At 71.0% G+C, this 23,420-nt stretch carries 25 protein-coding genes; 20 read left to right on the top strand and 5 right to left on the bottom strand.

The window, feature by feature from the left end; genetic code table 11:
* Nucleotides 1–88 precede the first annotated feature (88 nt).
* The 7 genes from mihF (at nt 89) to F9C12_RS10640 (ending at nt 7,133) form a co-directional block, all read left to right on the top strand.
* Entirely contained in the window at nt 89–406 is a 318-nt protein-coding gene (mihF, locus tag F9C12_RS10670) for an integration host factor, actinobacterial type (RefSeq protein ID WP_003096398.1), read from the top strand.
* Nucleotides 403–1,074: a guanylate kinase gene (gmk, locus tag F9C12_RS10665; protein ID WP_409181826.1), complete on the top strand. Its 672-nt coding sequence runs from the start codon at nt 403–405 to the stop codon at nt 1,072–1,074. The genes mihF and gmk overlap by 4 nt, the downstream gene beginning before the upstream one ends.
* A complete protein-coding gene (gene rpoZ / locus F9C12_RS10660; RefSeq protein ID WP_020658117.1) occupies nt 1,071–1,340 on the top strand; it encodes a DNA-directed RNA polymerase subunit omega in 270 nt (89 codons plus the stop codon). The genes gmk and rpoZ overlap by 4 nt, the downstream gene beginning before the upstream one ends.
* A complete protein-coding gene (gene coaBC / locus F9C12_RS10655; RefSeq protein WP_409465757.1) occupies nt 1,333–2,565 on the top strand; it encodes a bifunctional phosphopantothenoylcysteine decarboxylase/phosphopantothenate--cysteine ligase CoaBC in 1,233 nt (410 codons plus the stop codon). The genes rpoZ and coaBC overlap by 8 nt, the downstream gene beginning before the upstream one ends.
* Before the next feature lie 89 nt (nt 2,566–2,654).
* Nucleotides 2,655–3,857 carry a methionine adenosyltransferase gene (gene metK, locus F9C12_RS10650; protein ID WP_409181824.1) on the top strand — a complete coding sequence of 401 codons (1,203 nt, stop codon included), beginning with the start codon at nt 2,655–2,657 and terminating at the stop codon, nt 3,855–3,857.
* Nucleotides 3,858–4,008: 151 nt separating this feature from the next.
* Nucleotides 4,009–6,111 (top strand): primosomal protein N', encoded by a 2,103-nt coding sequence (locus F9C12_RS10645; protein WP_409465756.1) that lies wholly within the window; start codon nt 4,009–4,011, stop codon nt 6,109–6,111.
* A 476-nt stretch (nt 6,112–6,587) separates the two neighbouring features.
* Nucleotides 6,588–7,133 (top strand): GNAT family N-acetyltransferase, encoded by a 546-nt coding sequence (locus F9C12_RS10640; RefSeq protein WP_409465755.1) that lies wholly within the window; start codon nt 6,588–6,590, stop codon nt 7,131–7,133.
* A gap of 4 nt (nt 7,134–7,137) precedes the next feature.
* Here F9C12_RS10640 and F9C12_RS10635 read toward each other — a convergent pair whose 3' ends face one another.
* Nucleotides 7,138–8,274, bottom strand: a complete 1,137-nt coding sequence (locus tag F9C12_RS10635) for a hypothetical protein (protein ID WP_409465754.1) — start codon at nt 8,272–8,274, stop codon at nt 7,138–7,140.
* A complete protein-coding gene (locus F9C12_RS10630) occupies nt 8,271–9,338 on the bottom strand; it encodes a helix-turn-helix domain-containing protein (RefSeq protein ID WP_409181820.1) in 1,068 nt (355 codons plus the stop codon). The genes F9C12_RS10635 and F9C12_RS10630 overlap by 4 nt, the downstream gene beginning before the upstream one ends.
* Nucleotides 9,339–9,591: 253 nt before the next feature.
* On the opposite strand from F9C12_RS10630, the gene F9C12_RS10625 reads away from it, so the two are divergent.
* From F9C12_RS10625 to ggt, 5 genes are all read left to right on the top strand, one after another.
* Nucleotides 9,592–10,212, top strand: coding sequence for a hypothetical protein (locus F9C12_RS10625; protein ID WP_409181819.1), 621 nt, complete (start codon nt 9,592–9,594; stop codon nt 10,210–10,212).
* 34 nt (nt 10,213–10,246) lie between these two features.
* Complete coding sequence (locus F9C12_RS10620) at nt 10,247–10,909, top strand: Crp/Fnr family transcriptional regulator (protein WP_409465753.1); 663 nt, start codon at nt 10,247–10,249, stop codon at nt 10,907–10,909.
* A 119-nt stretch (nt 10,910–11,028) separates the two neighbouring features.
* Entirely contained in the window at nt 11,029–11,313 is a 285-nt protein-coding gene (locus tag F9C12_RS10615; RefSeq protein WP_409465752.1) for a hypothetical protein, read from the top strand.
* The gene (locus tag F9C12_RS10610; RefSeq protein WP_409465751.1) at nt 11,310–11,540 is read left to right on the top strand and encodes a hypothetical protein; all 231 of its coding nucleotides are present in this window, start codon (nt 11,310–11,312) and stop codon (nt 11,538–11,540) included. The genes F9C12_RS10615 and F9C12_RS10610 overlap by 4 nt, the downstream gene beginning before the upstream one ends.
* Before the next feature lie 39 nt (nt 11,541–11,579).
* Entirely contained in the window at nt 11,580–13,373 is a 1,794-nt protein-coding gene (gene ggt, locus F9C12_RS10605; RefSeq protein ID WP_409465750.1) for a gamma-glutamyltransferase, read from the top strand.
* A gap of 362 nt (nt 13,374–13,735) precedes the next feature.
* Here ggt and F9C12_RS10600 read toward each other — a convergent pair whose 3' ends face one another.
* Nucleotides 13,736–14,194: a GatB/YqeY domain-containing protein gene (locus F9C12_RS10600; RefSeq protein ID WP_409181814.1), complete on the bottom strand. Its 459-nt coding sequence runs from the start codon at nt 14,192–14,194 to the stop codon at nt 13,736–13,738.
* A gap of 125 nt (nt 14,195–14,319) precedes the next feature.
* On the opposite strand from F9C12_RS10600, the gene fmt reads away from it, so the two are divergent.
* The 3 genes from fmt to F9C12_RS10585 are packed head-to-tail and all read left to right on the top strand — an operon-like array spanning nt 14,320 to nt 17,170.
* The gene (gene fmt / locus F9C12_RS10595) at nt 14,320–15,246 is read left to right on the top strand and encodes a methionyl-tRNA formyltransferase (RefSeq protein WP_409465749.1); all 927 of its coding nucleotides are present in this window, start codon (nt 14,320–14,322) and stop codon (nt 15,244–15,246) included.
* On the top strand, nt 15,243–16,667 hold the full coding sequence (locus tag F9C12_RS10590) for an RsmB/NOP family class I SAM-dependent RNA methyltransferase (RefSeq protein ID WP_409465748.1): 1,425 nt from the start codon (nt 15,243–15,245) through the stop codon (nt 16,665–16,667). The genes fmt and F9C12_RS10590 overlap by 4 nt, the downstream gene beginning before the upstream one ends.
* Nucleotides 16,664–17,170 carry a flavoprotein gene (locus tag F9C12_RS10585; protein ID WP_409181811.1) on the top strand — a complete coding sequence of 169 codons (507 nt, stop codon included), beginning with the start codon at nt 16,664–16,666 and terminating at the stop codon, nt 17,168–17,170. The genes F9C12_RS10590 and F9C12_RS10585 overlap by 4 nt, the downstream gene beginning before the upstream one ends.
* Nucleotides 17,171–17,216: 46 nt before the next feature.
* Here the strand turns inward: F9C12_RS10585 and phoA are convergent, their stop codons facing one another.
* A complete protein-coding gene (phoA, locus tag F9C12_RS10580) occupies nt 17,217–18,620 on the bottom strand; it encodes an alkaline phosphatase (protein WP_409465747.1) in 1,404 nt (467 codons plus the stop codon).
* A 222-nt stretch (nt 18,621–18,842) separates the two neighbouring features.
* Between phoA and rpe the strand changes: the two genes are divergently transcribed.
* The 5 genes from rpe to F9C12_RS10555 all read left to right on the top strand — a co-directional run bounded on the left by rpe (nt 18,843) and on the right by F9C12_RS10555 (nt 22,537).
* Nucleotides 18,843–19,526 (top strand): ribulose-phosphate 3-epimerase, encoded by a 684-nt coding sequence (gene rpe, locus F9C12_RS10575; protein WP_409465746.1) that lies wholly within the window; start codon nt 18,843–18,845, stop codon nt 19,524–19,526.
* Between the two features lie 85 nt (nt 19,527–19,611).
* Nucleotides 19,612–20,217 carry a riboflavin synthase gene (locus F9C12_RS10570; RefSeq protein ID WP_409181808.1) on the top strand — a complete coding sequence of 202 codons (606 nt, stop codon included), beginning with the start codon at nt 19,612–19,614 and terminating at the stop codon, nt 20,215–20,217.
* Between the two features lie 33 nt (nt 20,218–20,250).
* Entirely contained in the window at nt 20,251–21,582 is a 1,332-nt protein-coding gene (locus F9C12_RS10565) for a bifunctional 3,4-dihydroxy-2-butanone-4-phosphate synthase/GTP cyclohydrolase II (RefSeq protein ID WP_409181807.1), read from the top strand.
* On the top strand, nt 21,579–22,085 hold the full coding sequence (gene ribH / locus F9C12_RS10560) for a 6,7-dimethyl-8-ribityllumazine synthase (RefSeq protein ID WP_409181806.1): 507 nt from the start codon (nt 21,579–21,581) through the stop codon (nt 22,083–22,085). Before F9C12_RS10565 ends, ribH begins: the two co-directional genes overlap by 4 nt.
* A gap of 5 nt (nt 22,086–22,090) precedes the next feature.
* Nucleotides 22,091–22,537, top strand: coding sequence for a PH domain-containing protein (locus F9C12_RS10555; RefSeq protein ID WP_409465745.1), 447 nt, complete (start codon nt 22,091–22,093; stop codon nt 22,535–22,537).
* Nucleotides 22,538–22,540: 3 nt separating this feature from the next.
* Here the strand turns inward: F9C12_RS10555 and F9C12_RS10550 are convergent, their stop codons facing one another.
* Nucleotides 22,541–23,326: an exodeoxyribonuclease III gene (locus tag F9C12_RS10550; protein WP_409465744.1), complete on the bottom strand. Its 786-nt coding sequence runs from the start codon at nt 23,324–23,326 to the stop codon at nt 22,541–22,543.
* Nucleotides 23,327–23,420: the final 94 nt, after the last annotated feature.

Below are 23,420 nucleotides of genomic sequence, written 5' to 3'. Positions count from 1 at the left end.
CCACCAGCCACCCCCGCATTGTGGCCCCTGCTCAGGGGTGGGTACCGTCGCGTCACCCACCCAGATGTGAGAACTACCGGAGGAAAACGTGGCACTTCCCCAGCTGACAGAGGAACAGCGTGCTGCGGCGCTGGAGAAGGCCGCCGCCGCCCGCCGCATCCGTGCTGAGCTGAAGGAGCGGCTGAAGCGGGGCGGTACCACTCTGGTCGACGTGCTGAAGCAGGCCGAGGAGAACGAAGTCCTCGGCAAGATGAAGGTTTCGGCCTTGCTCGAGGCGCTCCCCGGCGTCGGCAAGGTGCGCGCCCAGCAGACGATGGAACGACTGGAGATCGCCCCCAGCCGCAGGCTCCGCGGGCTCGGCGACCGGCAGCGCAAGGCGCTGCTGGCCGAGTTCAGCGGCGAGTGAGCGGCGTCGGTCAGGACTACCCGGTGACCCGGGGCGCCGACCGCGGCAGTGAGCCGGTGGCGGGGGAGTTCTCCCGCCCCCGGCTCACGGTCGTCTCCGGCCCTTCCGGCGTCGGGAAGTCGAGTGTGGTGGGACAGCTGCGCCGGCTCGAGCCGAACCTGTACTTCAGCGTTTCGGTGACGACGCGGGCGCCGCGGCCGGGCGAGGTCGACGGAAACCATTACCACTTCGTGGATTCCGCCGAATTCGACCGGATGGTGGCCGGGAACCGGCTGCTGGAGTGGGCCGAGTTCGCGGGCAACCGGTACGGGACGCCGCGCGAGCCGGTGGAGAAGGCGCTGGCGGAAGGCCGTCCGGCGGTCCTGGAGATCGAACTGCAGGGCGCCCGCCAGGTCCGGGCCGCGATGCCGGAGGCGCGGCTGGTCATGCTGATGCCGCCGTCCTGGGAGGAGCTGGTCGGCAGGCTCACCGGCCGGGGCACCGAGACCGAGGCCGCGGTGGCCGCCCGGCTGGCCGAGGCGGAACGCGAACTGGCCGCGGCCGGGGAGTTCGACGAACGGGTCGTGAACGCCGACGTCGAGGTCGCCGCGCGGCGGTTGCTAGACTTGATTACCGGCGGTGGCGATTCCGCCGCCGATCGATGTGACGATACGGAGCAGCACGAGTGACTGTGCAACAGGCGACGCTGGAAGAGCTCGAAGGCATCACCAACCCGCCGATCGACGACCTGCTCGAGAAGGTCTCCTCGAAGTACGCGCTGGTGATCTACTCGGCCAAGCGGGCCCGGCAGATCAACGACTACTACGCGCAGCTGGGCGAGGGCCTGCTGGAGTACGTGGGCCCGCTGGTCGAGCCCGGCCCCCGCGAGAAGCCGCTGTCGATCGCGCTGCGCGAGATCCACGGCGGGCTGCTCGAGCACACCGAGGGTGAATGACGCCAGGCCCAGGGTCGTCCTGGGCGTGGGCGGCGGGATCGCCGCCTACAAGGCGTGCGAGGTCCTGCGGGGCCTCACCGAAACCGGGCACGACGTCCGCGTCGTGCCCACCGAGGCCGCGCTGAACTTCGTCGGCGCGGCGACCTTCGAGGCGCTGTCGGGGAACCCGGTGCACACCGGGGTCTTCACCGAGGTGCCGCAGGTGCAGCACGTGCGGGTCGGCAAGGAGGCCGACCTCGTGCTGGTCGTCCCGGCGACCGCGAACCTGCTGGCCAAGGCCGCGCACGGGCTCGCCGACGACCTCCTCACCACCACCCTGCTCACCGCCCGGTGCCCGGTCGCCTTCTTCCCGGCGATGCACACCGAGATGTGGGAGCACCCGGCCACCCGCGACAACGTGGCGCTGCTGCGTTCGCGCGGCATGGTCGTCACCGAACCCGCCGCCGGCCGGTTGACCGGCGTCGACACCGGCAAGGGACGGCTCGCCGACCCGGCCGAGATCGTCGACCTGGCCCGGCTGCTGCTCGCCGAGCCCCGCGCGCTGCCGCGGGATCTCGAAGGCCTGCGCGTGGTGATCTCCGCCGGCGGCACCCGCGAACCGCTCGACCCGGTCCGCTACCTGGGCAACCGCTCGTCCGGCAAACAGGGCTTCGCGCTCGCCCGCGTCGCCGTTCAGCGCGGGGCCGAGGTGACGCTGGTCGCCGGGCACACCGACGAACTGCCGCCCCCGGCGGGCGCGACGCTGCAGCGCGTGTCGACCGCGGAGGAAATGCGCAAAGCGGTGCACGCCGCCGCGGCGGACGCGGATGTCGTCGTGATGGCCGCCGCGGTCGCGGATTTCCGCCCTGCCACGCGGGCCGACCACAAGATCAAGAAGTCCGACGACAGCCCGGACCCGGTGATCACGCTCGACCGCAACGCCGACATCCTCGCCGAATTGGTGCAGGCGCGGCGTTCCGGGCAGATCGTGGTGGGTTTCGCCGCGGAAACCGGAGACGAGAACGGCAGCGTGCTGGACCACGCCCGCGCGAAGCTCCGGCGCAAGGGCGCGGATCTGCTCGTGGTCAACGCGGTCGGCGACGGCAAAGCGTTCGGCACCGAGGACAATTCGGGCTGGCTGCTCGCCTCGGACGGCGCTGAGCAGGTCATCTCGCAGGGCGCTAAAGCCCGGCTGGCGGCCACATTGTGGGACGCCGTAACAGCGTTGACCGAACGTCGACTCTAGCTACAGGCCCGCTGGGTAGGGTGGGCTGTGCCAAGAGCGCCTGAAATCCGGTGGGGCGCCACCGCTTGACCGAGGGAAGTGACGAGGTCGTGTCTGCGTCCACGAAAAGGCTGTTCACGTCGGAATCCGTGACAGAGGGCCACCCCGACAAGATCTGTGACGCCATCAGCGACTCGATCCTCGACGGCCTGCTGAGCAAGGACCCGCGCAGCCGGGTCGCCGTCGAGACCCTGATCACGACGGGCCAGGTGCACGTCGCGGGAGAGGTGACGACCGAGGCGTACGCGGACATCCCCACCATCGTGCGGGACGTCATCCTGCGCATCGGCTACGACTCGTCGGCCAAGGGCTTCGACGGCAACTCCTGCGGCGTGAACGTGGCGATCGGGTCGCAGTCCCCGGACATCGCCCAGGGCGTCGACACCGCGTACGAGTCGCGGGTGGAGTCGGACGAGGACGAGATCAACCGCCAGGGCGCGGGCGACCAGGGCCTGATGTTCGGCTACGCCTGCTCGGACACGCCCGAGCTGATGCCGCTCCCGATCGCGCTCGCGCACCGCCTGTCGCGCCGGCTGACCGCGGTCCGCAAGGACGGCGTGCTGCCGTACCTGCGCCCGGACGGCAAGACCCAGGTCACCATCGAGTACGCGGGCGAGCAGCCGGTGCGGCTCGACACCGTCGTGGTGTCCACCCAGCACGCGGACGGGATCGACCTGGAGCAGATGCTCGGGGTCGACGTGCGCAAGCACGTGGTGGAGCCGGAGCTGGCCGAGCTGAGCCTCGACACCGACAGCACCCGGCTGCTGGTCAACCCCACCGGCCGCTTCGTGATCGGCGGCCCGATGGGCGACGCCGGGCTCACCGGCCGCAAGATCATCGTCGACACCTACGGCGGCATGGCCCGCCACGGCGGCGGCGCGTTCTCCGGCAAGGACCCGTCCAAGGTGGACCGTTCGGCCGCGTACGCGATGCGCTGGGTGGCCAAGAACGTGGTCGCCGCGGGCCTGGCCGGACGGGTCGAGGTGCAGGTGGCGTACGCGATCGGCAAGGCCGCCCCGGTGGGCCTGTTCGTCGAGACGTTCGGCACCGAGACGGTCGACCCGACCAAGATCCAGTCGGCCATCAGCGAGGTCTTCGACCTGCGTCCGGCCGCGATCATCCGCGACCTGGACCTGCTGCGCCCGATCTACGCCCCGACCGCGGCGTACGGCCACTTCGGCCGCCCCGACCTCGACCTCCCGTGGGAAAGCACCGCCCGCGCCGACGCCCTGCGCTCCCTGGCCGGCGCCTGACCCGCTTCGCTTGGTCCGTGAAGGGCTCCCTGGGGGAATCAGATTCCCCCAGGGAGCCCTTCACGGCTTTCCGGCCCGGGCCAGGTCGGCGAGGGAAGCTTGCTGACTCTCGACCGCAGACCTGTCGCCCCCGTCTGGTAGAGATCTTCAGGTGACCAGCTCCGAACCCGCCCCCCTGTGGGATCTCCCGGAGCCTTCGCGCTCCGCCCCGGAGCCGAAGGCCACCCCGGCGAAGAAGCCCGCGCGCAAACCCGCTCGCTCCACAAAGGGCCAGCAAACCCCGGCTCCCGAACTTCCGGTCGCGAAGATCGTCGTAGACATCCCTCTGGCCCACCTGGACCGCCCTTTCGACTACCAGGTCCCGGAGAAACTGCACGAATCCGCGGTCCCCGGCTGCCGGGTGCGCGTCCGCTTCGCCGGGCAGCTCGTCGACGGGTACCTCATCGAACGCACCGACAAGACGGAGTACGAGCGAAAACTCGCCTACCTGGAACGGGTCACCTCCAGCGAACCCGTTCTCCCGCCGTCTCTGCACGCCGTCTGCCGCTCGGTAGCCGATCGCTACGCCGGAACCCTGTCCGACGTCCTGCGCCTGGCCCTGCCCCCGCGCCACGCGAAGGTCGAAGCCGAACCCCCCGCGGAACCGGCCCCCGCGCCGGACGCCCCGGACGTCTCCGCCTGGTCCCGCTACCAACGTGGCGAAGCCTTCCTGGAAGCGATCGCCGAATCCCGGCAGGCGAACGCGGTCTGGCAAGCCCTCCCCGGCGAAGACTGGCCCCGCCGGCTGGCCGAAGCGGCCGCGGCCGCGGCGGCTCAGGGCCGAGGCGCGGTTCTGGTAGTCCCGGACCACCGCGACCTCGCCCGGGTGCACGAGGCCTGCATCGAGCTGGTGGGGGAGAAGGGCGTCGCCGCGCTGATCGCCGGGCTGGGGCCGGCGGAACGGTACCGCCGCTGGCTTTCCGTGCTGCGCGGCGCGGTCCGCGTGGTGGTCGGCACTCGCGCGGCGATGTTCGCGCCCGTCGCCGATCCCGGGTTGTTCGTCGTGTGGGACGACGGCGACGATCTGCACCTGGATCCGCATGCCCCGTACCCGCACGTACGGGATGTGCTGATGGATCGGGCGCACGCCACGAAATCGGCATTCCTGGTCGGCGGTTTCGCCCGGACCGCCGAGGCTCAGCTGCTCGTGGAATCCGGCTGGGCACAACAGGTCCAGGCCGATCGCGCCGAACTCCGGGCCGCCGCTCCGCGCGTGACCCCGGTCGGCGAAGACTTCGACGTAGCGCGCGACGAAGCCGCCCGCGTCGCCCGCCTGCCCGCGGTCGCCTTCGAAGCGGCCCGCCAGGCTTTCGCCGCCGGACTACCGGCTTTGGTCCAGGTTCCGCGCCGCGGCTATGTCCCCGGATTGTCCTGCGGCCAATGCCGAACGCCCGCGCACTGTCGCCGCTGCGCCGGTCCGCTCGCGCTGCCCGGCGGTTCGGCCGACGGCGCCCCGCGTCCGCCCGCCTGCCGGTGGTGCGGCGTTCCGGAGACCGCTTTCCGTTGTCCTGCTTGCGGTTCCGTCCGGTTGCGGGCGGTGGTGGTCGGTGCGAAACGCACTGCCGAAGAACTGGGCCGGGCTTTCCCCGGGGTGCCGGTGCGGACCTCCGGCGCGAGTGAAGTCCTGGCGACGGTGCCCGGACGCCCCGCTTTGGTGGTCTGCACGCCAGGAGCGGAGCCGGTCGCCGAGGGCGGTTACGGCGCGGCGCTGCTGCTGGACGGCTGGGCGTTGCTCGGGCGGCAGGATCTGCGTGCCGCGGAAGAAACGCTCCGCCGCTGGATGGCCGCCGGCGCGCTGGTCCGCCCGGCGTCGGCCGGGGGCCGGGTGATCGTCGGCGCGGAAGCCGGGCTGGCGGTGGTGCAGGCCCTGGTGCGCTGGGACCCGGGCTGGCACGCGAGCCAGGAACTGGAGCAACGCCGGGAACTGGGTTTCCCGCCCGCGACGCGGATGGCGAGCGTCGAGGGAAGCCCGGCCGCGGTGGCGAGCGTGCTGGACGACCTCCCGCTGCCGGACAGCGGCGAGGTCCTGGGCCCGGTCCCGCTGGGCGACTACGACGACGAGGGCAACGCGGAACGCGAGCGGGCGCTGGTGCGCGTGGCCCGCCCGGACGGCCGGACCCTGGCGACGGTGGTGCGCGACGCGGTGGCCCGCCGAGACGCCCGGAAAGCGGTCGAGCCGGTGCGGGTGCAGCTGGATCCGCTGGACCTGATCTAGCCCGGTCGTCCGGGGAGCGCGGTCCGCGACTGGATCCGCTGGATCTGACTGAGCCCGAGGCACGGGTGCCCGGAAAGCGGTCCGCGACTGGGTCCGCTGGGCTTGTTCAGCCCGGTCGTCCCGGGAGCCCGGAAAGCGGGGCGCGCGACTGGCGAATGCCGCTGGATCCGCTGAATTCCCTTCGCCAAACCGCTTATTCCCGCACCACATCCCCGCTTAACACAGTTTTGCGCACTGCCGCGCGATTTCCGTTTGAACCGGTTCGTCCCGGGGTGTATTGGGGACGTGGAAACCGGGGGAGGGGCGCGGTCGCGCGGGACGGCCGGTTGCTCCGTTCGCGGGACCGGGCTGCGGCATTCGCCGTCTTCGCGCCTGCCGGGCGCGCGCTTACCCTTGAGGCCGGGCGGCGAAGATCAGGACCGCGGCGCGGGCCGTCCGCTCGTGTGCCCCGGTCCTGCGGACAGGAGTCGGCGTTGATGGGCGACGTCTCGATCCGGCCGGCCGAGCAGGCGGACCTCGCGGCGCTGGCGGAAATCCTCGGCGACCGGGGGTTTTTCGAGGACCGGTTCACCCGGCAGGCGAAGGGGCTCGGCGTCCTGTTCACCGCGTGGTGCTCCGCGCGGCCGGTCGGCGCCGTCTACCTCTGGCTGGAGGACGCCGAGGAACCGCCGATCCGCGGCCATCTGCCGGGCGTTCCGCTGCTGAACCGCCTGGAAGTGGCCCCGCAGGCACGCAACCGCGGCATCGGCGCGGCTCTCGTGCACGCGGCCGAGGACTACCTGGTCGGCCACGGCCACGCACTGGGCGCGCTCGCGGTCCGCACGGACAACACCCGCGCCGCCCGGCTGTACGGCCGCCTCGGATACCACGACTGGGGACACGGCACGGTGATTTGCTACGCGGAACGTGTCTCGCCGGACGGACGCACGGTCTCCGAGGCCGAGCGTTGCCACGTGCTGGTGAAGAGGCTGCCGGACGATCGTTCCGCACCGTTGGCCAGCCGCAGTTGCGGTGAGCGTTGAGTTTTCAGGATTTGTGCACGATTTCGGCGATCCCCAGCGTGTCGAACGCGGCGTCCGGATCGCCCGTCGAACCGTGTCGGGCGCGCAGTGACAGGAGATGCGTCTGCCACGCCTCCTGATCCTGCCGCCAAGCGCGCAGGTAGCTGACGCACAGTTCCGGCTCGATCAGCAGGCTGCGGCCGTGCGCGGCCTTCAGCGCCGAGATCATCCGCTGCTCGTACGAGCCGGTCAGGTACGGCGCGTCCAGCACCTGGCGCAGCGTGGTGCGGATGAACGCTCGCCGGCTTTCCAGGAAGTCCGCCCAGTACGCGGCGGTCGCGTCGGCGATGCCGAGGCCGTTGTCCAGCAGGCAGTAGATGCCCTCGGCGAGCGTGTCGCCCAGTTCCTCCGACCGGGCGCGCATGGTGTCGCGATAGGGATCGTAGTCGCCCTGGTGCGCGGTGCCGGTGACCGCGGTCGCGCGCAGGCCGGTGTCGCCGAGGAGGAAGAACCAGTCCTCGTTGTAGATGTCCGGGAAGAACGAGGAGAACGCGTCCCGGCCGACGGCCAGCGCGCCGCCGCCGACGAACGTGTCCTGCTGTCCTCCGGATTCGCGGTAGGCGTGGCACACCACGGAGTTGTCCGGCATGCCGGTGTTGGCGAGGCCGACCGCCGCGTACTCGTCGAGCAGGCCCGCCGCCGCGCGCAGGTCGGCGGGGCGCGAAAGATGGATGTCGTCGTCGAGGAAAAGGATGCGCTGCCAGCCCGCGAGGTCCGCCACGAGCACGCCGAGGTTGCGTTTGAAGCTCGTGTCGGCCCGGCGCAGCATGCGAGCCCGCTTCTGCAGCAGCTTGCTCGTCTCGAACGGCGGGATGGCGCCGAGACCGGCGGCCTCGTCGGTGTCGATCGCGCGGACTCGCACCCCGGCGCGCTTCGCGGCGAGCACCGCGTCGGTCGCGCGCGCGTTCTTGCTGCACAGCAGCAGAAGCGTGGCGTCGACCTCGCGGGCGGCGCGGAACGCGTCCTTGAGGTAGGCGGCGGGGCGGCCGTTGGGCACGACGATCGCGTCGAGCCGGGCCTGCGGCGCGTCTTCGGCGGCGACGTGGTGCAGCAGCCGCTGATGCGTCGTGTGCTGCGCCGGCGCTGCGACGGTCGCGGTCATGCGAGGCTCGATTCTGGCCACTCGTGCAGCCGGTTTTCTGGCAGGGTCCAGTCAGGGGTGAGCCCTTGGTTGTCGAAGACCGGGACCCGGCTGATGATGCTGAAGGAATCCGCCCCCGCGAAGCGCTGGTCGAGGTAGGCCTGGTTGCGGTCGCGGAAACGGCGGTCGGTCAGCGCCCGGACAGCCCCGAGGGTGCCGCGGCTGTACATCCCGTTGCACACGGTCACGGTGCGCTTGCGGTTGAGCGGGCTGACGCCGTGGTAGAAGTGCGCGACGTCCTCGATCAGGACGCCGTTGCGCAGTTTGGCGCTGAACAGCTCGGTCGTGCCGTCCGGGCGGGTCACTTCGAACCCGGTCTCCAGCTGTTCCTCGTCGCCCGCGCGGCTGATCTGGCGGACCGGCACGTCGACCCGGTCGAGCAGCGCGCGGGTCTGCGGGTTCCAGTCGACGCCGCCGAGCAGCACCAGGTGCGCGGTGTACTCGTCCGCCGACAGCGTCGTGTGCTGGTCGGTGGTGCGGAAGGTGACCTCGCTCGCCGGGTTGCACGCGCGGATGTGGCCGTAGAGCTCGAGCAGCGCGTCCGGGTCGGCGTAGGTGTAGAGGTTCACGAAGTCCGGGCTGGACGGGTCGGTGTAGGCGATCCGGTACTTCTCCGGCAGCTGCGCGCAGACGATCACGATGTCCTGGTTCGGCGGGAAATGCCACAGGCTCGAGGGCGCGAAGACCGGCTGGGCGGGCGGGTCGTCGAGGTCGCCGCGCAGCGCCTGCAGCTCCGCGAGCAGCTCCTTGCGGACGGTGTGCTCCTCGTCGGTCAGGTTCTCCAGGTCCAGCAGGCGGAGTTTGGGCCCCTGCACCGAACGGCGGGTGGCGAAGAAGGTCGCGTACGCCTCGAGCCGCGGCTGCGGGGGCGTCACCGGTTTCGCCACGTTCTCCCACGACGACAGCAGGCCGGTGCTCACGCCGAAGGCCTCGGCGAGCTGCTTCTGGGTGAGCACCACGTCGGACCAGCTCTCCTTGCGCAGGGTGCGCAGTCGAGCGGCGAGCGCGGGATTGGGCTGAGACACGACTTCAGACCCTTCAGTGAAGTTCAGTCAGGCGTGACTGGCGGGATTCTACACCCGGGAGGCCGCGGTGGCCGGACGGGCTGGGGGTCGAGTGTCGGCGGACATTCAGGGGTGGCCAATCTCGGACTGGACCCGTAGCTGAACTGAAGATGTCGTGTGCGCGACACCATTGTTTCAGTCCGGGCCCACCCTTATAGTAGCTGCTGTGAAAGTCTACTAGATTTCAGTAGCTTCCTGAAATAGGGGGGCGGTCATGGACACCTCAGCAGTACAGGCACCAGTACACCGAGCCATCGTGGTGGTCGACATCGAAGGGTCGACCACCCGTACGAACCCGGCTCGGGCCGGGCTCCGTTCGGTCCTGTTCGCCCTGCTCGACGAGGCGTTCCGGGCCGGCGGCATCACGGAGGAGTTCCGGGATCCGTTCGTCGACCGGGGCGACGGCGCGCTGTGCCTCGTCCGGCCGGTCGACGAGGTGCCGAAGACGGTCCTGCTCGCCCGCGTGGTGCCCGCGCTGACAGAACTGCTCGCCCGGCACGGCGACCAGGACCCCGAACTGGCCTTCCGGCTGCGCGTTTCGGTGCACGCCGGCGAGGTGCACTACGACGCGCACGGACCGTACGGCGAGGACATCGACATCGCCTGCCGGCTTCTCGACGCGCCGGATCTGAGACGCAGGCTGCGTGGTTCCTCCGGCCCGCTCGCGCTCGTCGTCTCGAACGCGATCCACCGTTCGGTCGTCCGGCACGGCTACGCCGGGATCGACCGCAGCGGTTTCGCCCATGCCTTCCACGTGCGCGTCGGCGGCCAGCGGACCCGGGGCTGGGTCCGCACCACCGACGCCGTCCGGCCGGGAGCGGGACTGATCGCCTGAACGGTCCGGCCGACGACGAGGAGGGGGGACCGCCGTGGAGGCGATCGGGTTCTGGCCGGCGCTGGCCGCCGCGGACCGCGCGAAGCTCGAAGCGCTGGCGGTCCGCAAGGCCTACCGGCGCGGGGACGTGCTCTGCCGCGAAGGCGAGCGGGCCTCGGTGGTGCTTCTCCTGCTGGCCGGGCACGTCCGGATCACCAACGCGACGCCGGACGGGCGCGAGGTCGTGGTCGGCGTCCGCGGCGCCGGCGAGGTGATCGGCGAACTGGCCGTGATCGACGGCGGACGGAGGTCGGCGACCGTGCAAGCCCTCGACGAACTGGACGTCCTGGTCGTGCCCGCCGCGCGGTTCGTCGCGCTGTGCCGGCGCGAGGCGGCGATTTCCTGGGCGCTGCTGCGGGTTCTCGCCGACCGGATGCGCGACGTCGGACGGCAGTGGCTCGATCTCGGCGGCGGGACGACCACCCGCCGCGTGGCCGCGCAGCTGATGCAGCTGGCGGTGCAGCACGGCGTGCGGCGCGGCGCGGACATCGAGGTCGCGGTGCCCGGCACGCAAGCGGAACTCGCGATGACCGCGGCGATTTCGCGCGAATCGTGGGCGAGGGTGACGCGGGAACTCCGCCGCCAGGGGGTGATCAGCACCGCGCGCGGCCGGGTGACCATCCACCGGCTCGCGGAATTGCGGCGGCTCGCCCGCTGAACGTGTCAGCTGACACAGATTTCCCGGCGCCGCCGGGGTTTTCTGGGAACACACCACCGAGGGAGGCAGTCATGGAACCGTTTCTTCCCGCTCCTCAGCCGGTTCGCTGGCGTCGGGGGGTGTACGCGGCAGCTCTGGTCGTCCCGTTCACCGTCGCCCAAGTGTGGGCGCTGCTGGTGTTGCTGAGCCTCGACTCGCTCCACGGTCTCGCCGGACAGGCCTTCCTGGTGACCCTCGCCGGTTCCGTCGTCGCGACGGTCGTCGGCTGGCGGTGGGTGTGGCAGCTGGGCTCGGAACGCCGGCGGGTGCGGGCGCGCGAGGAAATGCGCAGGCGGGCTTACGAGAACATGCGCGAATTCGGCCGCGAGGACCTGCGCGAACCGCGGATACAGGTGCGGCTGTGAGCACCGTGCTGGCCGTCGCGCAGGAAAGCGGGCAGGGGGTGCCGGCCGCGGTGCTGGTGCTCGCGCTGGTGGTCCTCGTGGCGGTGATCCGGGTGCTGCGCTGGATCGCCGGGCTGGCGGTGCGGCTGGCCGCCTCGGTCGCGGCGATCTCCGGGCTGGTCGTCGGGGCGGCGGGCGTCGGCGGGCTGGCGACCCTGACCGCGGTGGCGATGGTGGCTTCGAAGTGAGTGTGGACACCGGTTCCGCCGCGGGGCAGACTCGCCCGCATGCCCACGACCGGAAAGCGCATCCTCGCGGCGGCATTCGTGGCCGTCCTGGTGTCCACGGCCGGGGCGGTCGACGCCTCGGCCGCCGTTCCCACTCCTAAATCGCCTGTCGCGACCGGCTATCTCGGCGCGGTGTCGAGCATCGACGCCGACGCCACGGCCACCGGCACGCAGGTGCTGCGCGGCGGCGGAAACGCCGTCGACGCGGCGGTCGCCGTCGCGGCCGCGCTCGGCGTCACGGACCCGTTCTCGGCCGGCATCGGCGGGGGCGGGTTCTTCGTGTACTACGACGCGAAAACCGGCAAGGTCCACACGCTCGACGGCCGCGAAACCGCGCCTCGGACCGCGGACGAGAACCTGTTCGTGGAGAACGGCAAACCGCTGCCGTTCGCGGACGCGGTGACCAGCGGGTTGAGCGTGGGGGTGCCGGGTACTCCGGCTACTTGGCGGGAGGCGTTGCGCAAGTGGGGGACCCGGTCGCTCGCGCAGTCGATCGCTCCGGCGGAGCGGTTGGCGCGCAAGGGATTCGTGGTGGACCAGACGTTCCATGATCAGGTCGCGCACAATGCTGACCGGTTCGCCGCGTTTCCTTCTACCCGGTCGCTGTATCTGCCTGGGGGACAGCCGCCGGCGCCGGGGACGGTGTTCCGGAATCCGGATCTGGCCGCTACGTACGGGCAGCTGGCTCGGCGCGGGACGGATGTGCTGTACCGGGGCGAGATCGGGGCGGACATCGCCCGGACTGTGCAGCGGCCGCCGGTCGATCCGGCTTCTTCGCTGAAGGTGCGGCCGGGGAAGCTTTCCGTCGACGATCTCGCTGCTTATCAGGCTGTTGAGCGGGTGCCTACGCATACGCGGTATCGCGGGCTCGAGGTGTATGGGATGCCCGCGCCTTCGTCTGGCGGGCTTACTGTGGGCGAGGCGTTGAACATCCTGGAGAATTACGATCTTTCGAAGGCCGGCCAGGCGGATTACCTGCAGTATTTCCTTGAGGCTTCGCGGTTCGCGTTCGCCGATCGGAATCGGTGGATCGGGGATCCCGCGTTTGTGGATGTCCCGGCTCGGGAGTTGCTGAGCCAGAAGTTCGCGGACAGCCGGGCTTGTTCGATTTCCCGGGAGCGGGCCGCGGTCAGTCCGGTTGCGCCTGCTGATCCTCGGGACCCGCAACCCTGTGCGGCGGGTTCGGTCGGCGCGCCTACGCCTTATGAGGGGGAGAACACCACGCATCTGACTGTGGCGGATCGGTGGGGGAATGTTGTCGCTTACACCCTCACTATCGAGCAGGAGGGCGGTAGTGGGATTGTCGTTCCTGGGCGTGGGTTTTTGTTGAACAACGAGTTGACTGACTTTTCGTTCGTTCCCGTTACGCCTGGGGTGCCGGATCCTAATTTGCCTGGGGCAGGGAAGCGGCCTCGGTCGTCTATGGCGCCTACTGTGGTGTTGCGGGGCGGGAAGCCGTTTTTCGCCGCTGGGTCGCCTGGGGGTGCTTCGATTATCACCACGGTGTTGCAGGTGGTTTTGGGGCGGGTCGATCGCGGGTTGTCGTTGGAGGGGGCGATTGCTGCGCCTCGGGCTTCTCAGCGGAATTCCGCTCGGGCTGATGTCGAGAGCGGGTTTCTCGCTCAGCCGGAGGTTGCCGAGTTGCGGGGGCGGGGGCAGGGGTTTTCTACGGCTCCGGCGGAGATCGGGGCGGCTACCGGGGTGGAGTATTTAGGGGGTGGGCGGTGGGTTGCCGCTGCTGAGCCGGTGAGGAGGGGGCAGGGGGCTGCTCAGGTGGTGTTGCCTTGGGGGTGAGGCGGCTCGTCGCCTGGCGGCGACATTGCTGTTGATGGGCTGCGTGGGGCACCCCGAAGCTTGATTGTGCTGACGGTTCGGGGGTGCTTGTCAAGGCGGGAAAGATGCCTTGACAAGCACCCCCGAACCGCAGGGAGGCTTCGTATCGGGGTGCGGGGGAGGGGCTGGGTGCCTCGCTGTTTTGGTGCATCGGCGGCGGTTTTAGGGCTTGAAGAGCCGTGAGGGAATCAGAGTTCGTGAAGGTTCCCCTCGCGGACGTCGGCTGGTCGTGAGGGGAACCTTGAGGGACTCTGAGTCCGTGAAAGTGGCCCTCACGGACCGCGGGGCGGGTGTGATGGAAGGGCCAGCGGGCGAGGGACGGGTCAGCTCGCGGAGAGCTGGCGTTTCACCTCGGCGGCTACGCGCGAACCCTCGGCGCGGCCGGCGACCTTCGGCTGTACTGCCTTCATCACGGCGCCCATTCCGGCCATTCCGGAGGCGCCGGTTTCCGTCACTGCTTCGGTGACCAGGGTGCGCAGCTCGTCGTCCGAGAGCTGGGCGGGCAGGTAGGCGGTGAGGACCTCTGCTTCGGCTCGTTCGCGTTCCGCGGAGTCCGCGCGGCCTGCCTTGTCGAAGGCTTCAGCGGCGTCGCGGCGTTTCTTCACCTCTCGGGTGATGATTTTCAATACCTCGTCGTCGGAGAGTTCGCGGGCGCTGTCTCCCGCGGTTTCTTCGTAGCCGATCGCCGAGAGGGTCAGGCGCAGGGTTGCCGAGCGCAGCTGGTCCCTCGCCTTGATCGCGGTCGTCAGGTCGTCGTGCAGGGTCGCCTTCAGCGTGGTCATGTACCCGATCCTGGCGCCCGCCTCGGCTGGCTGCCCGCGCCGCGCCGTCGGAGGCGGGGTCTTCTAGACTCGCTTCCGATGTCCGACCAGCCTGAAATCCCCTTTTCCCTGCCGGAGGTGCGGTGATGCGTCTCGTTTTCGCCGGCACCCCGGAACCCGCCGTGCCGTCGCTGCGCGCGCTGATCGAGTCCGGGCGGCACGAGGTCGTCGCGGTCGTCACGCGGCCGGACGCCCAAGCCGGGCGCGGGCGCAAGGTGTCGCGTTCCCCGGTGGGCACGCTCGCCGACGAGCACGGCATCGAGGTGCTCACGCCTTCCCGCGCTGGTGACCCGGCGTTTCTCGCCCGGCTGCGCGAGCTGGCGCCGGATGTCTGCCCGGTCGTCGCGTACGGGGCGCTGCTGCCGCAGTCCGCGCTCGACATCCCGGTGCACGGATGGGTCAACCTGCACTTCTCGCTGCTGCCCGCGTGGCGCGGCGCGGCCCCGGTGCAGGCGGCGATCCGCGCGGGGGACGAGATGACCGGCGCGTCCACCTTCCGGATCGTGAAGGAACTCGACGCGGGGCCGGTGTTCGGCGTGGTGACCGAGCCGATCGGGCCGGCCGACACGTCCGGCGCGCTGCTGAGCAGGCTCGCCGAGTCCGGGGCGCACCTGCTGGTGTCCACCGTGGACGGCATCGAGGACGGCACGCTCCGCGCGGTCGAGCAGCCCGCCGAGGGCATGAGCTACGCGCCGAAGGTGACCGTCGAGGACGCGCGCGTGTCGTTCGCCGACCCGGCTTCGGCGGTCGACCGGCACATCCGCTCGGTGACGCCGGACCCCGGCGCGTGGGCGGAGTTCCGCGGCGAGCGGTTCAAGCTGGGGCCGGTCACCGTGCTCGACGAACCCGGTCCGCGGCCGGGCGAGCTGGTGGTCGAGCGCAAGCGCGTGCTCGTGGGCACGGCGACGAAACCGGTGTGGCTGGGCGAGGTCCAGGCGGCCGGCAAGAAACGGATGGCGGCCACCGACTGGGCGCGCGGCACGAGGATCGACGAAGGAGAGCGCCTCCAGTGAACGAGCGTGGAGAACGGCGGCCCTCGCGGCCGCAGCGGGGCCGTCCGGCTCCGCGCAAACAGGGACCCCGTCGCCCGCCGGAGGTCGATCCGGCCCGCCAGGTCGCGTTCGACGTGCTGCGCGCGGTCCGCGAGAAGGACGCGTACGCCAACCTCGTCCTCCCGCAGCTGCTGCGGGAACGCCGCGTGAGCGGCCGGGACGCGGCGCTGGCCACCGAACTGACCTACGGCGCGGCCCGCGCGCAAGGCCTGCTCGACGCGGTGATCGCCGCGTGCGCCGACCGGCCGATCGAGAAGACCGACCCGGTGGTGCTCGACGCGCTGCGGCTCGGCGTCTACCAGCTGCTGCGCACCCGGATCCCGGAGCACGCCTCGGTCGGGTCCACTGTGGACCTCGTGCGGGCCGAAGCCGGCTCGTGGGCAACGGGATTCGCGAATGCCATCCTGCGTGCGGTGTCCACAAAGGACGAAGCGCAGTGGCTGGACGAACTGGCCCCGGACGAAGCGGCCGACCCGATCGGCGCGTACGCGCTCCGCACCGCGCACCCGCGCTGGGTCGCCCGCTCCTTCGCGGAAGCCCTGGGGGACAAGGGCGCCGAGCTGAAGGCCGCCCTCGAAGCGGACGACGCCCGCCCCGCGGTGCACCTGGTCGCGCGTCCCGGCGAGATCAGCGCCGACGAACTGGCCGCCATCACCGGCGGCGACCCCGCGCCGTACTCGCCCTACGGCGTGCACCTGCCGGCCGGAGCGGGCGACCCGGCAGACGCGGAACCGGTGCGCGAACGCCTCGCCGCGGTGCAGGACGAAGGCAGCCAGCTGTGCGCCGTCGCCGTCACCAAGGCGCCGCTGGAAGGCTCCGACGAACGCTGGCTGGACCTGTGCGCGGGCCCCGGCGGCAAAGCGGCGCTGCTCGGCGCGCTGGCCAAGATCAGCGGCGCGCACGTGGACGCCGTCGAGAAGGCCCCGCACCGCGCCCGGCTGATCGAGAACGCCACCGAGGGCCTGCCGGTCACCGTGCACGTCGCGGACGGCCGCGAAAGCGGCCTCGAACCGGGCTACGACCGGATCCTGGTCGACGCCCCGTGCAGCGGCCTCGGAGCGTTGCGCCGCCGTCCCGAGGCCCGGTGGCGACGCAAGCCGTCGGACGTCGCGGACCTGACCAAACTGCAGGGCGAACTGCTGATGGCGGCGCTGGACCTGGTGCGCCCTGGCGGCATCGTCGCCTACGTCGTCTGCTCGCCGCACCTGGCTGAAACCGAAGGCGTGGTAGGCGAAACCGCGCGCCGGACCAAGTCCGAGATCGTGGACGCCCGCGAGTTCTTCCCGGACGTCCCGCAGCTCGGCGACGGCCCGTACGTCCAGCTGTGGCCGCACCGGCACGGCACCGACGCCATGTTCTGCGCGGTGCTGCGCAAACCGTGACGGATCTAGGCTTGGTCGCCAGCTCGTGCGGCGGACTCGACACCCGGTTCACCGACGAGCTGGCGAAACCAGCGGTCGCCCGAGGCTGGCGGCTGGCCATCACCCTCACCCCGACCGCCTGGGGCTGGCTGAAGGCGACCGGCGGCCTGGGCGAACTCGAAGCCACGACGGACCTGCCGGTGCGCAGTGCGTCCCGGCTGCCCGGCGAACCGCGCCCGCATCCGGACCCGAAGGTTTTCCTCTTCGCGCCCGCGTCGGCGAACTCGGTGGCGAAGCTGGCGCTCGGGATCGCGGACAACCAGGCGCTCACGCTCCTCGGCGATGTCCTTGGCGCACCAGGGATCACCATCGTCGTGGCCTATCAGGTCCAGGACACCCGGGAGCACCACCCGGCCTGGCGGCGGCACCTCGACACGTTGTCCGAGGCCGGCGTGCGGCTGCACCGACTCGACCCGCGCCGCCCGTGGTCGGAACCGCTCGACCTGCTGCCCTCGCCCGCGTGAAAGCCGGGAGGGGAACCCCGAGGGATTCCCCTCCCGGACTCGAGGCTCAGCGCAGGCGAAGAGCGCGCTTCACCGTGCCGAACAGATCGGTCTGGTTGGTCAGCCCGACCACGTTCGCCGCCTGCGGCCCGTAAGCCGCGATCCGGACCTGCGTCCCGGTGTGCTCCATCGAGGAACCCGGCAGCGCGGTCCCGTAGTTGAGAGTCATGTTCGCGCCCTCGTTCGTGATCAACGTGGCAGTCTGCCCAGGCGTCTTGGCGTCGTTGGACACGATCTGGCTGGTGTGCCCGTGGTCCGCAGTCACCACGACGAGCGTGTCGGGGTGGCTGCGCGCGTAAGCGAGCCCAGCGGCAACGGCAGCGTCGAAATCGATCGTCTCGCCGATCTGCCCGCAGGGGTCGGCCGCGTGGTCCTGCTTGTCGATCGAAGCCCCTTCGACCTGCAGGAAGAAGCCCTTGTTGCTGCGCCGGTCGTCCAGCAGCTGCAACGCCTTCTGCGTCTGCGCCACCAGCTTCGGCTGCGTCTTCGGCAGCGCCGGGTTCGCCGTGCAGCGGGTCGGCGCGGTGCCGCCCTGCGTCGCTTTCGGGCCAGTCCAGTTCACCGGCAGGTTGCCGGGCGCGAACAGCCCGAGCAGCGGCTTGCCCGGCTGGGCCCTGGCGAGGTCGTCGGCGGTGTTGACCACGGTGTACCCGGCGGCCTTGGCCTGCTCCAGGACCGGCTTGCCCTTGAACTGCCCGGCGGTCGCCTTCTGGTCGAAGTACTTCGCGCCGCCGCCGAGGAGCACGTCCGGGCGGGTCTGCACGAGCTGTTCGGAAATCGAGCCCGCGCCGCCGTTCTCCTTGGCGTTCTGCGCGCACTTCTTGGTCGTCTCGTCCGGGCCCTTGCAGTCGCGGTCGACGACGTGCGCGCCGAGCACGGCCGGGGTCGCGTCCTGGACCTCGGCGGTGGTCACGTCGCCGGTGCGCAGGCCGCTGCGCTTGGCGAGCTCGAGCAGGGTCGGGACCGGATTGCCGTAGGCGTCCACGGAAATCGCGCCGTTGTAGGTCTTCGTGCCGGTCGCCCAGCCGGTGCCGGACGCCGCGGAGTCGGTGACGTAGTCCGGCTTGGCCGGGTTGCCCTTCTCGACCGAGTAGGTGGTGTAGTCGCCGGTCAGCGGGAACTCGTCCATCGCGAGCCGGCCGGCCGCGCCGCGGTCGTAGTTGCGCGCCGAGGTGATCTCGGACTGGCCCATGCCGTCGCCGATGAACAGGATGACGTTGCGCGCGTGCCCGCCCTGGATCGCCTGGCGGACCTCCTGCGTGCGGTCGCCCGCGCCGGCCGAAGCGGCGCGCGCGCCCTGGTCGTCCTGGTTGCCCTGCGCGGCGATCGCGACCGGGGCGGCGGCGACCAGCGCGACGCCGAGCGCGCCCGCGGCCACCCACTTGCGGCGGCCTGCCAAGACGGTTCTCATGGTTCTCCTCGGGGTGCTTCTCGTCCGGAACTTCCGGAGGTGACCCATCTCCTCCGTCCTCCCCTCCACCGCCCTCAACGGTGTGGCGAAGCCACGCAGAGTTTTCTTCGGCGATGTGTTCGACGCGGAGATTCCGGATGAGCGCCCGGTGTCCGGAAAGCGAACTCCGGTGCGGTCACGGCCGGTGAACGGCCGGGAACCGGGTCCTCTTACACTCGGGTCGTGGCTTCACCTCTCATCGCACCCAGCATCCTGTCCGCCGACTTCGCCAAGCTCGGCGAGGAGATCGCGGCCGTCGCGCATCCCGGGGACACCCGGGCCGACTGGGTGCACGTGGACGTCATGGACGCGCACTTCGTGCCCAACCTGACCCTCGGCCTCCCGGTGGTCCAGTCGCTGCTCAAGTCGACCGACCTGCCGCTCGACTGCCACCTGATGATCGAAGACCCGGACCGCTGGGCGATCGGCTACGCCGAGGCCGGCGCGTACAACGTCACGGTGCACGTGGAAGCCGCCAAGGACCCGGTCATGCTGGCGAAGAACCTGCGCGCCGCGGGCGCGAAGGCAGGCCTGTCGATCAAGCCGGGCACGCCGCTCGAACCGCACCTGGAAACCCTCAAGCACTACGACACGCTGCTGGTCATGTCGGTCGAACCGGGCTTCGGCGGGCAGTCGTTCATCGCCGACGTGCTGGAGAAGGTGCGCACCGCGCGCCGGCTGGTCGACACCGGGCACCTCAAGCTGGTCGTCGAGATCGACGGCGGGATCAACTCCGACACCATCGAACAGGCCGCCGAAGCGGGCGTGGACTGCTTCGTCGCGGGCTCGGCCGTCTACGGGGCGCAGGACCCCGGACGCGCCGTCGCCGCCCTGCGCGAGCAGGCCGCCCGTCTCCGCGTCAGCTGACCTTCCCGTCCCGGGAAGCTCCCGGGGCCGGGCGGGTGTTGGATGGAGGGGCCACCGAAGGCGGTGGCCGGGCGAGGAGGCAGCAGTGTTCACGGGAATTGTCGAAGAGGTCGGCGAGGTCACCGCGGTCGAGCAGCTCACCGACGCGGCTCGGCTCACCGTGCGCGGCCCGCTGGTCACCTCGGACGCGGGGCACGGCGATTCGATCGCGGTCAGCGGCGTCTGCCTGACCGTCGTCACGGTCTCCGGCGGCGAGTTCACCGTCGATGTGGTGAACGAAACACTCCAGCGTTCGAGCCTCGCGAAGGTGGCCGTCGGAGACGCGGTGAACCTCGAGCGCGCGACCCCCGCGGGCGGACGGCTCGGCGGGCACATCATGCAGGGCCACGTCGACGGCACCGGCGTTTTCCTCTCCCGCGACGAACGCGGCGTGACGACGTTCTCCCTGCCCCCGGCCTTGGCGCGGTACGTCGTGGAGAAGGGTTCGATCGCCGTCGACGGCGTTTCGCTCACCGTCGCGAGCATCACCGAGGACCGGTTTTCGGTCGCGTTGATCCCCACCACGCTCGAGGCGACGACCCTCGGCAGGCGCGAAGAGGGCGACCTCGTGAACCTCGAAGTGGACGTCGTCGCGAAGTACGTGGAGAAGCTCACTGCGCCACACGTGGCGGCGAACGCGCACAATGTGTGACATCCACCCGGCGGCGGCAGCGAAGGAGCACCCGTGAGCGAGACGAAGGCGGCCGAGCCGCAGACCGGATGGACCCCGTGCGGAGCAGGCGCGGCGGTCGACGTGGACGCCATCGAGGCCGCGATCGCGGACATCGCCGCCGGGCGCGCGGTGGTCGTCGTCGACGACGAGGACCGCGAGAACGAGGGCGACCTCATCTTCGCCGCCGAGAAGGCGACGCCGGAGCTGCTCGCCTTCATGGTGCGCTACACCTCGGGCTACGTGTGCGTCGCGCTGACCGAATCCGAGGCGGACCGGCTCGACCTGCCGCCGATGTACCACACGAACCAGGACCAGCGCGGCACCGCGTACAGCGTCACGGTCGACGCCGCGGACGGCATCACCACCGGCATTTCCGCCGCCGACCGCGCGCACACCACGAGGCTGCTGGCCAACCCCGAGGCCACCGCGAAGGACTTCCGCCGCCCCGGCCACGTGGTGCCGTTGCGCGCCAAGGAAGGCGGCGTGCTGCGCCGTCCCGGGCACACCGAGGCCGCGGTGGACCTCGCCCGGCTGGCCGGACTGTCCCCGGCGGGCGTGCTCTGCGAGATCGTGTCGCAGAAGGACGAGGGCGACATGGCCCGGCGCGACGAGCTGGAAGTGTTCGCCGCCGACCACGACCTGAAGATCATCTCGATCGCGGAGCTGATCGCCTACCGCAGGCGCACCGAGAAGCAGGTCGAACGCGTCGCCGAGGCGCGGATCCCGCTGGCCGCCGGCACGTTCCGCGCGGTCGGGTACGACAGCCTGCTCGACGGGATCGAGCACGTCGCCTTCGTGTACGGCGAGATCGGCGACGGCGAGGACATCCTGGTCCGGGTGCACTCCGAATGCCTCACCGGCGACGTCTTCGGCTCGCTGCGCTGCGACTGCGGCCCGCAGCTGGACGCCGCGCTGCAGAAGGTGGCCGACGAGGGCCGCGGCGTCGTGCTGTACATCCGCGGGCACGAGGGCCGCGGCATCGGGCTGCTGCACAAACTGCAGGCGTACCAGCTGCAGGACGCGGGCGCGGACACCGTCGACGCGAACTTGGCGCTGGGCGTCCCGGCGGACGCGCGCGACTACGGCACCGGCGCGCAGATCCTGTGCGACCTCGGCGTCCGGTCGATGCGGCTGCTCACGAACAACCCGGCGAAGCGGGTCGGACTCGAGGGCTACGGCCTGCGCGTCACCGGGCGGGTCTCGCTGCCGATCTCGCCGAACCCGGAAAACCTGCGGTACCTGCGCACCAAGCGCGACCGGATGGGGCACGACCTCAGCCAGCTCGAGCACTACGACCAGGTCGGGGCGGCCGACCAGGGCACCGAGGAGGACACCACGCGATGAGCGGCGAGGGGCGGCCGGACACCGCGCTCGACCTGCGCGACTGCAAGTCCCTGCGGCTGGCGGTCGTCGCGACGCGGTGGAACGCGAAGATCACCGACGTGCTGCTGGAGCGCGCGCTCGCCGCGGCGAAGGACGCCGGGCTGGAGGAAGAGCCCACGGTCATCCGCGTGGCGGGTGCGGTGGAGCTTCCGGTCGCGGCGCAGGCGCTGGCCCGCAACCACGACGCGGTCGTCGCGCTGGGCGTCGTGATCCGCGGCGGCACCCCGCACTTCGAGTACGTGTGCGACGCGGTCACCGCCGGCCTCACCCGGGTCGCGCTCGACGAGAGCACCCCGGTCGGCAACGGCGTGCTGACCTGCGACACCGAACAGCAGGCGCTGGACCGCTCCGGCATGCCCGGCTCCGTCGAGGACAAGGGGTACGAGGCGGCCGTGGCGGCGCTCGACACCGCGCACGTGCTGCGCGGCCTGGGCAAGCCGTGGACCGAGCGGGGATTCGTGTGAGCGTGATGACCGAGCAGCAGCCCACCCTCGTGATCCGGCCGCGTCGGGCGCTGATCATGTGCAGCGTGCTCGCGGTGGCGCTGCTCGCGGCGTTCGTGGTGGTCGCGGTCCTGCTGCGCAGCTCGCACACCGGCGTCGTGTTCGAGGCGGCGGACCAGATCGCGATGATCGGCATCGGCGTGGCGCTGTCGGCGGGCACGATGCTCTTCGGCAACGCCCGGGTCCGTGCGGATGCCACGGGGATCGAGGTCCGCAACGTGCTGGCGCGGCGGGTGTTCACGTGGGATCAGGTGCTGTCGATCAGCTTCCCCGACGGTGCTTCGTGGGCTCGGCTGGAACTGCCGGACGACGAGTACTTCTCGGTGATGGCCGTGCAGGCGGTGGACCGGGAACGAGCGGTGCAGGCGGTGCGCGCGCTGCGTCGATTGCACCGCGCCGCCACCGGGGCCTGAGTTCTACAGCTCAAGATCCACGACGATCGGCGCGTGGTCGGAAGGCCCCTTGCCCTTGCGGGCTTCGCGGTCGACGTAGGAATCGGTGACCGCCTTGGCGAAAACCTCGTTCCCGTAGACGAGGTCGATGCGCATTCCCTTGTTGTTGGGGAAGTTTCCGGCGCGGTAGTCCCAGTACGTGAACGGGTGGTCGTACTTCAGCGGGCGCGGGAACACGTCGGACAGCCCGGCGTCGCGGAGCTTCTTCAGCGCTGCCCGCTCGGGCTCGGTGACGTGCGTGGACTCGGCGAACAGCGAGATGTCCCAGACGTCGTCGTCGGTGGGCGCGACGTTGAAATCGCCGAGCACCGCGAACGGGCGCGCGTGCCGGAGTTCTTCGCCGACGAGGTCGCTGAGCTTCTCGAGCCACTCGAGTTTGTAGGCGTAGTGCGGATTCTGCGGCTCCCGCCCGTTCGGCACGTACACCGACCAGACACGGATCCCGCCGCACGTCGCGCCGATCGCGCGCGCCTCGGCCTGCCCGTCGAAGCCCGGCTCGCCCGGCAGCCCGCGCACCACGTCGTCGAGCCCGATCTTCGAGAGGATCGCGACGCCGTTCCACCGCCCGAGCCCGTACGCGGCGACCTCGTACCCGCGCGCGACGATCTCGCCGGCGGGGAAGGCCTCGGTGGTGTTCTTGAGTTCCTGCAGGCACAGCACGTCCGGAGCGGTGGTGTCGAGCCAGTCGAGCACGCGGGGCAGCCGGGGAACGATGGAGTTGACGTTCCAGGTGGCGACGCGGACGGTCATGGCTGCTCCCTGATCGTTCGACGGCTCGGCGAGGCCAGGCTACGGCAGGCGTCCGGCGACGGTGCAACGCGACCGGGCCGTGCGCCGCGACCCG

The sequence above is a fragment of the Amycolatopsis sp. GA6-003 genome, from assembly GCF_046267895.1.
In the GTDB taxonomy this organism is placed as follows: Bacteria; Actinomycetota; Actinomycetes; order Mycobacteriales; family Pseudonocardiaceae; genus Amycolatopsis.
The sequence above is the reverse complement of the archived record's forward strand: the minus strand, read 5'-3'. Positions and strand labels throughout refer to the sequence as shown.